Consider the following 16488-nt stretch of genomic DNA (forward strand, 5'->3'; position numbering starts at 1 on the left):
TAGGCCGATGAAAAGAATATGCTCGCTGCTAATTCTGGCGATCCCCTTGATGGGGATCTGCCAGCAGCAAAAATTTACTATAAAAGGGCGGATTGAAGACCTGCCAGCTAAAACTAAAGCTTACCTGGTTTATCAGCTCGGATCAAAGATGATACAGGATTCCTGTAAGGTTAGTAATGGGGTGTTTCAGTTTGCCGGAATTGTACCGGAGGCTATAGAAGCTTCTCTGTTATTAGGTCATGCCGGAAAACAGCCCGGTTTGGAGCCAATGGACTCTCAGTCTATCTATCTTGAAAATGGTATTATACAGGTGCAGGGTAAAGACTCTCTGATTCGTAGTGCTGTTAAAGGAACACAGCTTAATGCCGACAACCAGGAACGCACGGCATTAATGAAGCGTTATTCAGGCGCCAGTCAAGCTATTCAAAAAGAAGCTATGATTGGATTTGTCAGGAAACATCCGAATTCAAGAGTTAGCCTGGAATGGATGAATTTAGTCGGATACCGGGACAGTGTTGTAACGGCCAACTATCTTTTATTGTCTGAGCGACTGCGAAATACTGAAATGGGAAAGGAGCTCAGTCATGGAGCAAAGACTGTACTGTCCATCCGTCCCGGACAAATCGCACCAGATTTTACCCTTTTTGACCCTGAGGGACGTCCGGTAAAGCTATCTGACTTTAGAGGAAAATATGTACTGCTTGATTTTTGGGCCAGTTGGTGCAAACCTTGTCGTGCTGTGCAACCCGAGTTAAAAGCTTTGAATGAAGCGCTAAAAGCAAAGGGTAAATTTGCCATTCTAGCCGTTTCTCTTGATAAAAATAAGGAAGCATGGTTAAAGGCAATAGCCGAGGATCAGGTGCCTTGGCTGCAGGTTGCAGATCTTAATGGACAAGGGAGTAAGGCTGCACAGCTGTATGATGTAACGATATTACCTTCCAGTTTCTTAATCGGTCCTGATGGAACTATCCAGCCAGCAAAGATGAAAGAGAAATTGTTCAAGGAGAAATCACTCCCAGTTGATAATCCCGGTGGCAATAGTACAGTTGATGATGTACCCTTATCAGACCTCAATATGCAAACCATATTAGCAGCTCTTGCTAAAGAAAAATCGCTCAATGAAGATATTACCGCAGATTACAACCAATTGAAGCAGATCCTGGAAACGGATATCGGAGAAAGGGCGCTTGGGAAGGAACTTGATTTGCTGGATCTTGAAAAAGATGGTGCTGCGATTTACCAATTGCTAAATACGAAAGGCGTGCTGTACAATAAACGAAAGCAAAATATGAAGCGGAAGTTTATAGCGGAGCATCTGGATTCTTTCGTAAGTCTGTATGTATTGGCAGACATGGAATATATGTATAGCGCCGACAGCTATGCGACAGCTTATCAAAAACTAACGCCGCGGCTTAAAAACACCAGTCTAGCGGTAAGCATAAAGGAAAGAATAGATAAATTAAAGATCACTGCAACAGGAACGAATGCCAAAGATTTTACCCGTAAAAATCAATATGGTAAATCTATCAAGCTAAGTGACTATCGTGGTAAATTGGTTTTGCTCGATTTTTGGGGCAGCTGGTGTGTACCATGTAGGCAAACTCATCCTCATTTAAAGGAATTGTACAGTAAATATAAAAGTAAAGGACTTGAAATTGTTGCTGTAGCTAATGAAAAGAGCAAAGATCTGGAGAAGAGCAAACAGGCCTGGCATGCAGCAATTAAGAAAGATGATATCAACTGGGTACATGTATTGAATGATGAAGGATCAGGTGCTCCGGATATTGTCGCGGCATATGGAATTACAAGTTATCCTACCAAATTATTATTGGACCAAAATGGAAAAATCCTGATGCGGGTGTCATCAGGATTGAATGAGGAAATGGATCAGTTGATAGAAAAACTACTCGGAAAATAGACAGTTTTTTAATTAAAAGGGCTCCATAATCAGGTTAATGTTATGGAGCCCTTTATAGTTGATGTTTATGGTTTTTGAAATCCCAGCAATGCTACCTTTAAATTTTCCATCAAGTGTAACCATAGTACTATCTAGTTTTAAACCATGTGCGGAAAGATAAGCTAGGTCAATCTTTAAATTGGCTGGTACGGTAAATTCAGATTGTGCTGGGACATAGAATGTCGTATCAATGAGTGCTTTGCCCAATCTTAAGGTATCCAGAAAAATTGTAACTTCTCCTCCTTTAAACTGAAAGCCCAGATGGTTCTGGTTGTAACATACTGCTTTTGTACGGATGGTTGGCTTATTTCCGTCCCATTTAAGAACTTCAACATCTAGCAGCGATGGCATCCTAAATTGTGGCGTTTTAAAAGGAGCGCAGCCAAGTAGAGCTGAACATACGAGCAGCGATAAATTGCGTTTGGTTAGTATCATGTTTGATTTAATAGCTAAGGCATACCTATCCCTAAAAAGGGTGAACGGAATTAGTTTTAATTCTTTTCACCCTTTTTTAGTTAACGATTGCCTTCATTATAAACGTCCTTGAAAAGTACCTCATTTAAAGCATCGAAATGTTAACGGAATTGATAGAGAAAACTTTAATGCTATTCAGCATTTCAACAATTAGGTATTTTATTATGGCAGGTATTGCATTTGGCTTATGCTACAAGTTATTTGCCGGGAAACTATATAAAGCGAAGATTCAACAGCGCGATGCTGACAGATCCAATTTTATACGCGATATCTGGCATTCTATGCAAACTACCATAATTCTTACTATTATAGGTTGTTTGGTGTTGTTTACACCGCTAAAAGGCTATACAAAGGTTTATGAGGCGGTTACAGATTATCCGCTATGGTGGTTCTGTATAAGCCTGCCTGTTTGCCTAATTATACACGATACTTACTTTTACTGGATGCATCGTTTGCTACATGTTAAGGTGATCTTCCCCCGTGTACATCTGTTACATCATAAATCTACTAATCCATCTCCCTGGACATCCTATTCGTTTCATTTTTTTGAAGCCTGGACAGAAGGCGCTGTTTTGATCTTAATCGTTTTTCTGATTCCTATTCATCCTATTGCACTTGAACTGTTTGTTGTTGTTGCTTTCGCTATTAATGTTTATGGGCATTTGGGGTATGAGATCGCTCCAAAATGGTTTAGAAGAACCTGGCTGTTCGAGATCTTTAATACCTCGGTACATCATAATTTGCATCATAGTAAGTTTAAGGGGAATTATGGATTGTATTTCAGAATATGGGATAGACTGCTGAATACGGAACACCCGGATTATGTTAAAGAATACGACAAAATACAAAGCAGAAGAATTTAAATTCTGTTATACCAAAACCTAAACAACCATGAAAAAAGTACTACTATTACTATGTTTGCTACCATTTGTAACCTTGGGTCAGCAAAAATTTATTCTAAATGCTAAGCTAAGGCCGCTGCCTTTTCCGGCGAAGGCTTTCCTTTATTTTACTATAGATGGTAAAACCACTATAGATTCTGCCAATATAAAGGATGGTGTTTTTACTTTTAATGGCGCCCTGTCTGAGGTAGCGCAGGCATACTTAAAAATCAAACGGCAGACTGTTCCGGGAATCGCAACCCGACGTACACCCTCAGATCTGCTTGATTTTTTTCTGGAGCCGGGAACAACAACTGTTATCTCAAAAACCGACTCTGTAATCTCTGCTGTAGTAAAGGGCTCTGTGGTTAACGATGATATCGCAAAATGTAAAGCTATAATGGCCGGGATTCAAACGAGAGCCGGTAAAATTATGTCCCAATACAAATCTGGAACTCCAGAACAATTAAAGGACTCCATATACACTGCGGGTTTTAATGAGCAATTAAAGACACTTGATACAGAGGCGAAGAATATTCATGCTAATTTTATGCGTAGCAATCGTGATTCGTATTATAGTTTAATATTGTTTAAAACTGTCGTGCCAGTTGTGATCGATCCCGTACGTGCAGAAACTGAGTTCGCTAAATTCTCGCCGCGTTTAAAATCGGGCCCCTTAGGTAAGCGAATTCAGGGCGAAATAAATGCCACCAAGATGTTGGCTTTGGGACAGCCAGCGATGGATTTTACGCAAAATGACAGCAATGGTAAGCCTGTAAAATTATCCGATTTTAAAGGTAAGTATGTACTGTTAGATTTCTGGGCCTCTTGGTGTGCTCCTTGCAGGCAGGAAAATCCAAATGTGGTAAAAGTATATCAAAAATATAAAAACAAGAATTTTACCGTGTTGGGGGTGTCTTTAGACAATGCTGGACTGAAAGCTGCCTGGCTAAAAGCGATCAAAGATGATGGGCTTAGCTGGACTAATGTTTCTGATCTTAAAGGCGGCGATAATGAAGTGGCTGTAAAGTATTTTGTGAAAACGATACCTAACAATTTCCTTATAGGTCCGGATGGGAAAATACTGGCGAAGAACCTGAGAGGAGATGAGCTGGACCGTAAGCTGGAAGAGTTGCTTGGTGCTTCAGATGCTAGATGATAGACTTAATTTTATGGTTGGTTTCATCGAAGTCAACCATAGAATTTAATTCTTCAACACTATTTGTGTAAAATGTTCGTTTTAAGTTGGTATTCTTTTTAAGATGTGAAACTTATTTTTTAACATTACGAACACAAACACAAATAAACAAATGAAATTTTTAAGAACCAGTTTATTATTGGCGGCCGTTGGCTTGCTTGCGATCTCCGTACAGTCTTGTAAAACAAAGAAGGCAATTGTTAAACCACCTACGCCAGTTGAGCAACCAGCACCACCGGTAGAAGTGAAAAAAGAAGAACCTGCACCCGAGCCAAAACCAGCTCCAGCACCTGTAGAAGAAAAGCCAGATTACAACTTTAGTAATGTTCAGTTTGAGTTTAACTCAGGCGTATTGAAAACAGCTTCATTTGAAGTGTTGGATAAGATTGCTGCAGAAATGAAGAAAGATCCATCAGTGAAATTTGCAATCAATGGTCACTCTTCAATTGAAGGATCTGCGGAGCACAATATGTCTTTATCTGTAGATAGAGCAAACTCTGTGAAGTCATACCTGACAAATGCAGGGATCGACGGAAGTCGCTTAATTGTAAAAGGTTTTGGCGCTACACAACCTACTGCACCTAATACCACAGAAGAGGGTAAGGCTTTGAACCGTAGGGTTGAGTTTAAGCTGAACTAGTAATTTTTAATAAGATTTTTAGGGGCTGCATTGTTAACACTGTTGTTAATGATGCAGCCTTTTTAGTCAGAAGATTATACCTTTGTAACTCCATATGAAGTTATCCCTGATCCTTTCTTTATTCGTTTTGCTATGCACCGCTGCTACTGCGCAGGAGGTCATTGATTGTAAAAAGTTGTTAGATACCGAGCCTTATTTTGTGCAGCATAAATCAACAGAAAAAGATAGTCTGCTGAAACGCGACATTGCTATCCTTAAGCAATGCGGTAATTTTGAACCTATTGACAGCGTGTTTTTGAGAGGCCCTATGCTGGGTGCATTAATGCTGGATCAGGCAAGAATTGGCAAACCTGCTACTTATCGAACGTTGATCGATTACTTTAACGACTACAAAAAGACCATTGCATATAAAGATTTTGTAAAGGGATTGCTGCTCTATAGAGAGTTGGCGCTAAAGAAAATTAATCTGGACAATTGGGAAACGGACAAGGAACTTTTTGTGAGGATGGGTTTTACTGTTGGTGATTTGGAGGATTTTAAAAGCTTTTTGACAAAAGTAGCTGGACAGGATTTAACCTATAAAGCTGCGTTGACCAAATACATGGGCGATATTGAAACCATGCGTGTAGATAAATAAGGTTATTTTAAAAATAACCAGGCCAGTAAAATACCATATGATATTCCAGAGTTTTTGAATTGCTGACGCAGGTTTTTAAGCGCTTCAACCAAATGGTTGTTTACGGTACTTTTAGACAGATTTAGCATTTCAGCAATTTGATCATGCGTAAGCCCTTCGTACCGACTTAGTTTAAAGACCAGTTGCTGTTGGCTTGGGAGTTTAGCAACACTTTGTTCTGTAAACTCTTCCAAATCTGCCAAAAGTATAGCTTCTTCAGTCTCATTGTGCGCCTCTTTAAGGTCTGCCCAAAGCTTTTCGCGTGCTGCACCTGCGGTAGCGGCATTGCGGAGCACGTTTAATGTTAATCTTCTTGCAATAGTATAAAGGTACGGACCTAATGGATAGCTGATGTCAAGTGTGAGTCGATTGGTCCATAAAAGAATCAATGTTTCCTGTACAATTTCTTCGCTTAACTCACGGTTTTTTAAAAACCTCCAGGCGAAACTATAAAGTTTTGCTTTGTAAATGTCAAACACCAGGGCAAAGGCAGATTCATCGCTCTTTAGCAAATCTGCAATTAGCTGACTTTCATCATGTGTTTTTACATTCATTTTTGCATTTATTTGTAATCTGAAAAAAATAATTATTATTCGACTAGTTATATAAGGGGGCTGCCGTGTATTACCTATAGATCTCGCGTAAATATCAGGATTAATAAGCAAAATGAACAAAAGACGACTGCAAAATTTATTGATTGCTTACTCTAGTAATAAGATTTCTATAATGGAATATAATGAGCTGATGGATTTGGTTACTTTGTCAAATCATGATGCAGAATTATACGCTTTTATGCAGAAAGTATGGGATAGTCGTCCCACGGCGCAATCTTTTTCTGATTTGCAATCAGATATGTTATACAAGCGCATTATAGGAGATAGCCGCTTTGACCGGCAACCCATTCAAAGCAAAAAGGGGGGTATTAAACTATGGCAAAGTATTGCGGCAGCTGCACTGGTACTGATGACTTTGTCGGTGGGTCTCTTTTTTTATTTAGATGATAAAGCTATCGGTTTAAGTGATTTTGCAACACATGATGTTAAGCCTGGTGGCAATAATGCGGTATTAACTCTCGCTAATGGACGCAAAATTGAATTGACAGATGCGGCTGCAGGAAAAATTGCAGAGCAATCGGGGTTGTCTATCAAGAAAACGGCCGATGGACAAATTGTTTATGAAGTTTCTTCACGGGTTAAGGCCATGGGAAAAGAAGAAATTACCTATAACACCATAGAAACCCCAAAGGGCGGGCAATATCAGGTTCATTTACCAGATGGGACAAGGGTGTGGCTAAATGCTAGTTCGTCTCTTAAGTTTCCAACTGATTTTACAGGAAGCGATAAACGAGTTGTGGAGTTGAAAGGCGAAGGGTATTTTGAAGTGGCAAAGGCGTATGCTGTAGTTAAGGGGCGTAGAGATGAGAAAAGAATGCCTTTTTTAGTAAGAACCAATGATCAGGAACTTGAAGTCTTGGGTACTCATTTTAACGTTAGCAATTATGCGGATGATGCGGAGACAAGGACAACATTGATAGAAGGAGCTGTAAAGGTGAAAAGAATAAGTACTGGGGCAAACGACGATGTTGTTAAAACTGGAATTATATTAAAACCGGGTCAGCAAGCGTTGTTAAAGGCAGCTCAATTAAATGTTAAAAATGTTGACACAGATGCCGAAGTAGCCTGGAAAAATGGTTATTTTATATTTAAGGATGAGGAGATGCGCAGTATTATGCGTAAGATAGCGCGTTGGTATGACGTGGAAGTAGTTTTTTCGAAAGATTTTCACAATCGATCCTTTGAAGGGTCTATATCCCGCTTTAAAAATGTGTCAGAAGTATTAAGAAAATTTGAATTAACAGGAGATATTCATTTTAAAATGGAAGAAAGGAGAATTATCGTTATGCCATAAATTTTTACGTATAACTGGGTAATTATAAAAACCAGGAGTGATTCGAGCCACTCCCGGTAGAATATTGGGTTACCCTTCAAATTGCAGTTAACAACCATATCAACTAACCCATTAAACCAAAAGTATGAAAATTTACCTACAATTTTTGCAGGTTTATAATGCCTGTTTATGGCAAAAAATACCAGTGCCTTCTAAAAGAACCATCATGCGGATTAACCTAACTTGCATCGTTCTCCTAATAAGTTTACTTCAGGTCAGCGCAACAAGTTTTGCGCAGAAAATAAATTTGTCTAAAAACAACATCACCCTACAGCAGCTATTTAAAGAAATTAAAAGCCAGAGTGGCTATGATTTTTTATACGAACCAAATGAATTGAAGGCTGCAACACGAGTCAATATAAATGCAACTAATACAGACCTTAAAGTGTTGTTGGATTTCGTATTTGCCAATCAGCCTTTAACTTATGCCATCGACCAGAATACCATTGTGGTGAGAAGAAAGCAGGTTAGTATTTTAGATAGGGTAATCCATCTTTTTAAAGTTATAACCGTAAAGGGCGTAGTGGTAAGCGAAGATGGAGTCCCATTACCCGGTGCGACCATTAAAGTTAAAAATGGAACGAAGACCGTAATTACCAATAGCAAGGGTGAGTTTGAACTGGCAGGTGTAGAGGAGAATACCATTCTGACAGTTTCATTTATTGGCTATAAAACAAAGGAAGTAACTGTTGGTAATGGGAGTTTTTTAAAAATACAGATGGAGCCAGAATTATCCAGCCTGGAGCAGGTTATGGTTACTGGGTATCAGAAAATATCAAAGGAGCGTGCTACTGGCTCGTTTAGCCAGGTAAACAGGGAAACCCTGGATCGCCGTCCGGTATCTAACTTGTCGACCGCATTACAGGGGACAGTTGCCGGAATGCAAGCTAAAGAAAATGCAGATGGCAGTGTGGACTTCCTGATTCGTGGTAATACTAGTTTATATGCAGATAGAAAACCTTTAGTTGTCGTGGATGGTTTTCCTGTTTCAAATAGTGATTTTTCAGATATCAACCCTAATGACGTTGAATCTGTAACGGTATTGAAAGATGCCGCTGCTGCTTCTATCTGGGGTGCTCGTGCTGCAAATGGTGTAGTCGTTGTGGTAACAAAGAGAGCGAGAGGAAATCAAAAGCTAACAATTGATGCAAATGTATTTTCAAGAATATCAAACCGGGTAGATCTTGATCAGGCATTTACGCAGGCAAATTCAAGCGATCATGTTGCCTATGAACGTAAAGCATTTGAGAACAATTGGGTTTTGAGTCCGTACGCAGGCTCTTTCGGTGATATTACCAAGTCGCTTACTTTGGCCCAGGAATTACTGTATGCAAACCGAGCAGGGACAGTAAGTACTGTAGATATGAATGCTGGTCTTGATCGTTTAAGCAAAATCAGCAACAGGTCGCAAATCCAGGATTTATTGATGCGCAAAGCAGTTCTAAATCAATATAATGTAAACTTGCAGTCGGGCACTGAGCGTTCTAAAACATATGTGTCTTTAATGTACGAGAATAACAAGGGTGCATTTATCAAAAATGGTTATGATCGAATCAACCTGAACTTTAATAACGACTTTAAAATCTCCAATAGACTTAATTTCAACATTGCTGCGAATCTACAATATAAAGATCAGGAAAGTAGCGGAGCTACTATTGCTGAAATTCAGGACCTCTCTCCCTATGAGCTTTTGTTAAATGCTGACGGCAGCTATGGGACGAACCTAAATGTGTATAACCGTGAGCAATTGGCACTTATCCCAACAGATAAGTTTACCTATGCAGATTGGTCATATAATCTGTTGCGTGAAGTTAACGGACGATCGTTAAAAACGGAGAATTTAAGTATGCGAATCCAGACAGGGCTTAACTTGAAAATAGTTAATGGGCTGACTTTTGATACCAAGCTTCAGTACGAAAGAGCAAAGACGGACTACAAGGATTATTTTGATGAGAATACCTTCTTTGTTAGGGGATTGATAAACCGAATGACCGAGTATAATAATGCTACTAAAACCGTAGGAAAAGCTTATATCCCGAAAGGCGGGATATTAAAAGGACGTGAGTTTACAGCTTCTAATGGTGCCAAATACGATGTCAATAATCTCGATCTGGAAAGCTACTTATTCAGAAATCAGTTCAATTTCGATAAGAACATAGGATCGAAACATAGTATTTCTGTAATTGCAGGTATGGAAATGGCGCAGTATACTACAAATCAACGTGCTAATCCTTATGTTTATGGCTATTACTCTGATAAATTGCAGGCTACCGCTCCTCCATATGGTTATGGTAGCTCTATTGATCAGTTTAAAAATTTTCAGGGTGCCAATGCTACGGTCCCAGGTGGAAACACAGTGTTTGACTGGGGCCGGACGAAGTACGTTTCTTTCTATAGCAATGCCTCTTACACCTACGACAATAAATATACCCTAACGGGAAGTGTAAGAAGTGATGCCTCTAACTTCATTACTGATGATCCTAAAATGCGTTGGTCGCCATTGTGGTCTGTCGGGGCAAAGTGGAATATGAAAAATGAAGATTTTATGGATAACCTGGGCATATTGAATAGGTTGGATCTTCGTTTAACCTATGGCAAGAATGGAAACGTAGATGGCAGTACTTCTACAAAAGCACTTTTAAATATTGGATCAAGTTTGAATGCTAGTACGGGAACGATTACAGGTACAGTTGCAGATAACGGAAATCCTTTTTTACAGTGGGAAAAAACCACAAGTACAAACTTTGGCGTTGACTTCGCCTTGTTAAATAACAAGCTGTTCGGGTCAATTGATCTTTATAACAAACAAGGAGAGGGAATTATTGGTACAGTAGCTTTGGCGGCTGCAACGGGTACAACCAGCCAGAAGTTTAACAATGCGGGGATCACCAACAGGGGTATTGAAATTTCATTGGGTACAAATGTAGATATACCTAATACGCCAATTAATTATACCACATCATTAAATTATGCATACAACTACAATAATATCAGTAGTTTGTATAACCCTTCTCTGTATGTATTTCAGATGATTGAGGGAGCTTTTGTTGAGGGAAAACCTGTAAATGCGGTTTACTCATTCACTTATATGGGAATGAAGGATGGTGTGCCACAGGTTGCTGGTCCGAATGGTACTTTACAATCTTTTAACGATGTGTCTCTATACAACAGAGGATTAGGCTTGCCTTTCCTAAATTATGAAGGTACTGCAACACCTCCGCATACATTGGGTTGGGTAAATAACATCAGGGTGCATAACTTTAACCTTACCGCAGTATTTGTTGGTAAAATGGGTGGTGTGTATCGTAATCCTGGTTTCAGTTACGCAACTACCGTCGGTGGTGGTAAATCTTTTGTAAGTAAATACATTAGTGATGTCCTTGCTGGTAATCCTGATGTTCCTGGCTTTGCTAACCCTAATGAAACAAAAACTTATCTGTGGGATCGCTATGCCCCGGCATTAAGTAGCCTTGTAGAAAGTTCTTCTTACATAGAATGTAAAGAGCTTACGTTGGAATATAGATTGTCTAAAAAGCTGGCAAAGGCCATACAGGTAAATAATGTAAAAGTATTTGCGCAAACCCGTGACCTGGGAATGGTATGGCATGCAAACAGTAAAGGGTATAACCCAGACTGGTTGCCTGGTACAAACAGACCTGTGCAAACTTATACTTTCGGTGTAAACCTTCAATTTTAATACCTAAACATCATGAAATTACAACAATCGTTAATGATAATTATGGGTTTAATTCTATTTGCAGGGTGTAAAAAATACCTTTCAGAAGAACCCAAAAAGCAAGCCAGTATCAAGACAGTAGATCAGTTAGAGGCCTTGGTAGACAATGCAACTGCTTTCTCTTATATAACTTCTCAGACCGCTGCCTACAGCACAGATGATACAGAGATTCCAAAAGCACTATTTCAAAATAATTCAACTGCTTTTACTATTGATAATCTACAGTATTATGTGAATAGTGTCGATGGTGTGGTTGCTGCAGCGACTGATGCGCTATGGTCAGGAGAATTTAAAAAGATCTTTACTGCAAATCTTATTCTCGAAAATATAGATCAGGTAACCGGCGATGATGTACGCAGACAACGTGTAAAAGCGGATGCTTATTTTATAAGAGCTTATTCTTACTGGGTGCTCGCCAACTACTACTGTGCGCCATATAGTGCTGCAAATCTAAACGCTTTAGGATTACCTTTAAAGAAGACTGTGAATTATACAGAATCTTTAAAAAGAGCAACCTTACAGGAAACCTACGATTTTATAATGAGTGACATTGCTGAGGCTCAAAAAGTAACCAATGATGACGTTGAGTCACTTCGTCCCTGGAGAGTAAGTAAGAAAGCTATTTCGGCATTTTTGAGCCGTGTTTACTTATTTAGAGGGGAGTATGATCAGAGCTTGGCTCAAGCGGAAATCGCGCTGACCACTGCAACGGCTAAGCTGGTAGATTATAATACACTGGTGCCGGGAATTCCTGCATCATATGCTAATCCTGCAGCTACATTAAAATATGTTGAGCAGAACGACTGGGCAGCCTCTAAATTTTTGTATTGGTCTGAATTTTATTATACACGTTATGCTTACATAGGCACCCAATGGTTTGTTCCAAGTAATGGGTTGTTAGCTTTGTATGATACTCAAAACGATTTACGTTACAAGAGTTTCATGATTCCTAATGGGGGAAGAAGATTTTCTGTCGTTACTCCAAGTGCATTCAGGTATACGGTATTTAATGATGGAAGATATATACCGGAAGGGCCTAGTTTTGGAGAAGTTTTATTAAATAAAGCGGAAGTGCTTGCTCGTAAAGGAGATGCTTCGGAAGCAATGAAAACGGTGAATATACTTCGACAAAAGCGAATGAGTACTTATACTGCTTTAACTGCTATAGATAAAGATGATGCTATTAAAAAGGTTTTGGAAGAAAGAAGAAGGGAAATGCCATTTGCAATGCGTTGGTACGACATTCGTCGCCTTAGTGTAAATGATTATCCAGCTGATAATGTTATGGTAGTCCGTGATTTCTTTGAGGTAAATCTTACTGGTGTAAATATGAATGCACCTAAAACATATACCTTAAGTGCAAATCGTTTGCTCGTACCTATTAATGGTGTAGAAATGGATGCCAGTAAAGGTCAAATCGCACAAAACCCTTATTAAATATTTTTCCTAACCTAAGCATAACCCTGATAGCATGAAAAGATTAATTAAAATTGCATTAATATGCAGTCTTGCCATACCAACCCTGAGCATTGCTCAGGGTAAAAAAACTGAAACGGTTGCAGATAAAGCAACACTTTCGACCTTAGCTAAAGCTGTTGAAGCTGCTCCTGATAGTTTAAGTGCCCATGATGCATATATTAAAGCAGCAGGTGTAACCAACCCTGCGGTGGTTGCGCAGTACGACAAGTGGATGAAGAAATTCCCTAAGTCGGCCATAGTACCTTATGCTTTAGCTAAAGCATATTTGAATCATGAAAGCCCTAAAGCAAAGCCTTATCTGCTAAAAGTTGTTGCCATTGATCCTAATTTTACAGAAGCCTGGGGTGGTTTATGGACAGATGCACAACGCTGGGGCGATTTCAAAGGCGGGGATGAGTACTTAAAAAAAGCAACAGAGAGTGATCCTCAAAATGCTTCTTATGCATTTTATTATTCGAGTGGTTTCCGCGACAAAGACCCAAAAACATATCATGATTTAACAATGGGTGTTGCTAAACGTTTTCCTGAGAGTGACCGTGGTGCCCAGGCCTTATATTGGTATGCTACGCGTTCGAAAGATGTTGCCGATAAAATGAAATATTATGAGTTGTTGCGTAACAGCTATTCACCAGCCAAATTTAACTGGTCGGCAAGTGGTATGACTTCTTATTTTGATTTATTGTTGGTTGAAGATTCAAAAAAGGCTTTAGAGCTGGCACAGGATATGGCTAAAATTGAAAAGCAGGAAAAGGAGTGGACCAACCTTAAATTGCAAGCGCAACGTGTTAATGATGCGAAAGCTTTAATGAAGGAAAAGAAATCTGCAGAGGTCCTGGCATTATTGGCTCAGGTGAAATTGCCAAGATATTATAGTTTTAATAAGGAAATACTGGTGTTAAAAGCCGAAGCCTATGCACTGGCAGGTAATACCAATGCCGCTTATGATAGTTTAATTTTCGCTTTTGCGAAACAACCAGGCGTTAAACTGAAATCAGTTATTAATGGTTATGGTGTCAAATTGGGCAAAAATGAAGGTCAGGTAAATACCGACATTTTGAAATATATCAACAGTAATGCGCAGGCCGCAACAGCGTTTACACTAAAAAACTACCTGACGCCTGGTCAGACTTCATTGTCTGATTACAAAGGAAAAGTTGTGTTGCTGACCTATTGGTTCCCGGGTTGTGGACCATGTAGAGGTGAATTCCCTCACTTTGAAAATGTTGTCCGTAAGTTTAAAGGAAAAGATTTTAGCTATGTGGGGATCAATATCGTATCTGACCAAAATGAATATGTTGTGCCCTTTATGAAAGGAAGTGGCTATAGCTTCACGCCTTTGGAAGATATTGAAGGCAGACAAAAAGGTAATCTTGACAATAGAGGTGCTGCTCCGGCAAATTTCATCATAGATAAAGAGGGTCGCGTTGTATTTTCAAATTTCAGAACAGACGGAGATAATGAAGATGAACTCGAATTGATGATTAATTTAATGCTAGACCGTAAAGGATAAATGTTTTGCAAGTATAAAAGAATTTAAAACTTAAAGGTATGAAAATAAGGAATTTGATTGCTGTAGTGCTGTTAATGTTTTGTAGTACTGCGGTTGTATATGCGCAAAAGCCGGCGGGCTCGAATAAGCTCCGGGTGCTGTATGTGGGTGGCTCTGCCAACTGGGAGAATGATGTATTTAAAACTCCTGAAGAGAAGGAAAAGGATGTAAAGCGTCGCTCGGCTTCATTTGAAGCGATGTTGAAACAATATTTTTCAGTGGTAAAAGTCATAGATGCTAAGGTCTATACTCAGGATATGTCAAATGAGTATGATGTAACTGTTGTCGATGGCACACCTAAGGCAATAGCAGAAAGGCAAATGATTAAGGATGCTCAAGGGAAGGTTACTAAATATGTGCCGGCAGCATATCTGACCGAAGATTTTGACAAGCCGATGCTTTTTATTGGTGAAACGGGTGAGAAGTTAGGTCGTAGTATAGGCTTAAAACTGGACTGGTATTGCCTTTGTCTTGACGCTTACGCGCATGGTTTCCGCAAGGACCATCAGATATTCAAAGGGCCCTTCCCTGTGAAAATGACCATCGAACAAAAGCCTACTCCAGAAGATGCTTTTCATTATGAGTATTTTTTGGGCAAGCCTACACCTAAGTCATTACCGATGTGGCGGGTGCAAACAAAGGGATATGTTTCTGATAAAGGGTTTAGGATAGGGATGGTGGCGAGGCCATGGGGTTTTGAAGACTCTCCTGATGCAGAATCTATATCAAGTGGGGTGTGTGCAAAAACGCTGGATGCTGTTGCCATAGGCCGACATGGTAATTTTTTCCATTGGGGTTTTGCAGCATCGCCTGAATACATGACTCCGGAAGCACAAACAGTGTTGGCAAATGCAATTGTTTATATTTCAGAGTTTAAGGAAAAAGGCGTCATTGCCAGGAAATATCTGGACAGACGGGCAACAAGAGAATATCTGAAAGAGAAAAAATACTTAGCAACAAAAGAAGCGTTTGACAGTTATGCAGACATGAACCTGAAGTTTGATCAGGAGATGCTGAAAGAGAAAAAGAGAATAGCCGATAAAAAAGCTAAAAATGAAAAACTGACTGAACGGGAAGAGCAATTGTTAAGCTATCAACCACAGCCCAAACAAACTTTTGAGGATTTTCTTAAGAAAAATCAGAAAGAAATGTTCGATAAGTTTGGGACAAACTCAGCGGCTTATCTAAAGTATTATGAGGAGAATAAAGACTATTTCTATGCTGAGGATGCAAGCTATGTGATTAAAGTAGATGAGGATGTGAAAAGTCTGGGAATTCCTTACCATGATAAAAGATTGCTTGAAAAATGTATCTCTATGCTGGAAAAAGGACAGGAGGTGGATAAGGCAAAACGCATTCTTGACCGTTATACCTTATTGGATTATAAAACATCCGGGGAGTGGAGAAACTGGTATGAGAAAAATAAGAACAGAATATTCTTTACCGAAACTGGTGGTTATTACTTTATGGTCAATACCAATGATAAAAGCATAGATGGCAATAATTATAAGAAAAAAGAGTCTGATGTTTCTTATAATAATATTAAACCAGCACAAACGGACGACAATAATGCAGTAAGTGTGGCAACGGGTATAGTTGATAAAGGTACAGACAGGAAAGAGGTTGTGGTAAAAGTCAAAATTCACCCTGGATATCACATTTACGCATTTGTTGCTAATGTAGATCCTTACATACAAACAGGGCTTAAAATTAACCTCCCTGCCGGCTATGTAAAAGTGGGCGACTTAAAGAAACCTTCTTTTAAGTACTTTAGTAATAGTGGTACCACTATTTATGAAGACGAAGTGATGTTTACACAAGAAATTAGTGGCAGCGGAAAAGGGGAGGTTGTATGTGCGGTAACTTACCAATGCTGTGATACGCACATCTGCTTTCCTCCTGTTAATGATAAGGAGTACAAAATACAATTGTAAAATGAACCCGACATTAT

General features: G+C 39.3%; 12 protein-coding genes. 10 read left to right on the top strand and 2 right to left on the bottom strand.

All coding sequences use genetic code 11. From position 1 onward, the window contains the following. Positions 1-7 precede the first annotated feature (7 nt). The gene (locus tag FBD94_RS26515; protein WP_169472297.1) at positions 8-1918 is read left to right on the top strand and encodes a redoxin domain-containing protein; all 1911 of its coding nucleotides are present in this window, start codon (positions 8-10) and stop codon (positions 1916-1918) included. Between the two features lie 12 nt (positions 1919-1930). On the opposite strand, the gene FBD94_RS13140 is transcribed toward FBD94_RS26515, so the two are convergent. Beyond that, a complete protein-coding gene (locus FBD94_RS13140; RefSeq protein WP_090785591.1) occupies positions 1931-2308 on the bottom strand; it encodes an NDR1/HIN1-like protein in 378 nt (125 codons plus the stop codon). Between the two features lie 221 nt (positions 2309-2529). Here FBD94_RS13140 and FBD94_RS13145 point away from each other — a divergent pair, with 221 nt between their 5' ends. The 4 genes from FBD94_RS13145 (at position 2530) to FBD94_RS13160 (ending at position 5787) form a co-directional block, all read left to right on the top strand. Beyond that, a complete protein-coding gene (locus tag FBD94_RS13145; RefSeq protein ID WP_136880491.1) occupies positions 2530-3294 on the top strand; it encodes a sterol desaturase family protein in 765 nt (254 codons plus the stop codon). A gap of 28 nt (positions 3295-3322) precedes the next feature. Further along, complete coding sequence (locus tag FBD94_RS13150; RefSeq protein ID WP_136880492.1) at positions 3323-4471, top strand: TlpA disulfide reductase family protein; 1149 nt, start codon at positions 3323-3325, stop codon at positions 4469-4471. A 151-nt stretch (positions 4472-4622) separates the two neighbouring features. After that, entirely contained in the window at positions 4623-5150 is a 528-nt protein-coding gene (locus FBD94_RS13155) for an OmpA family protein (RefSeq protein ID WP_131610768.1), read from the top strand. A 94-nt stretch (positions 5151-5244) separates the two neighbouring features. Beyond that, positions 5245-5787: a hypothetical protein gene (locus tag FBD94_RS13160; RefSeq protein WP_131610767.1), complete on the top strand. Its 543-nt coding sequence runs from the start codon at positions 5245-5247 to the stop codon at positions 5785-5787. Between the two features lie 2 nt (positions 5788-5789). Here the strand turns inward: FBD94_RS13160 and FBD94_RS13165 are convergent, their stop codons facing one another. Further along, positions 5790-6380, bottom strand: a complete 591-nt coding sequence (locus FBD94_RS13165; protein ID WP_131610766.1) for an RNA polymerase sigma-70 factor — start codon at positions 6378-6380, stop codon at positions 5790-5792. A 112-nt stretch (positions 6381-6492) separates the two neighbouring features. Here FBD94_RS13165 and FBD94_RS13170 point away from each other — a divergent pair, with 112 nt between their 5' ends. From FBD94_RS13170 to FBD94_RS13190, 5 genes are all read left to right on the top strand, one after another. Continuing rightward, positions 6493-7734 carry a FecR family protein gene (locus tag FBD94_RS13170; RefSeq protein ID WP_131610765.1) on the top strand — a complete coding sequence of 414 codons (1242 nt, stop codon included), beginning with the start codon at positions 6493-6495 and terminating at the stop codon, positions 7732-7734. Between the two features lie 124 nt (positions 7735-7858). Next, positions 7859-11470: a SusC/RagA family TonB-linked outer membrane protein gene (locus FBD94_RS13175; RefSeq protein WP_136880493.1), complete on the top strand. Its 3612-nt coding sequence runs from the start codon at positions 7859-7861 to the stop codon at positions 11468-11470. A gap of 12 nt (positions 11471-11482) precedes the next feature. Next, positions 11483-12946, top strand: coding sequence for a RagB/SusD family nutrient uptake outer membrane protein (locus FBD94_RS13180; protein WP_131610763.1), 1464 nt, complete (start codon positions 11483-11485; stop codon positions 12944-12946). 34 nt (positions 12947-12980) lie between these two features. Next, on the top strand, positions 12981-14498 hold the full coding sequence (locus FBD94_RS13185; RefSeq protein ID WP_131610762.1) for a redoxin family protein: 1518 nt from the start codon (positions 12981-12983) through the stop codon (positions 14496-14498). A gap of 38 nt (positions 14499-14536) precedes the next feature. Continuing rightward, entirely contained in the window at positions 14537-16471 is a 1935-nt protein-coding gene (locus FBD94_RS13190) for a protein-disulfide reductase DsbD domain-containing protein (RefSeq protein ID WP_136880494.1), read from the top strand. Positions 16472-16488 lie beyond the last annotated feature (17 nt).

This window comes from Pedobacter hiemivivus (assembly GCF_005144565.1).
GTDB lineage: Bacteria > Bacteroidota > Bacteroidia > Sphingobacteriales > Sphingobacteriaceae > Pedobacter > Pedobacter hiemivivus.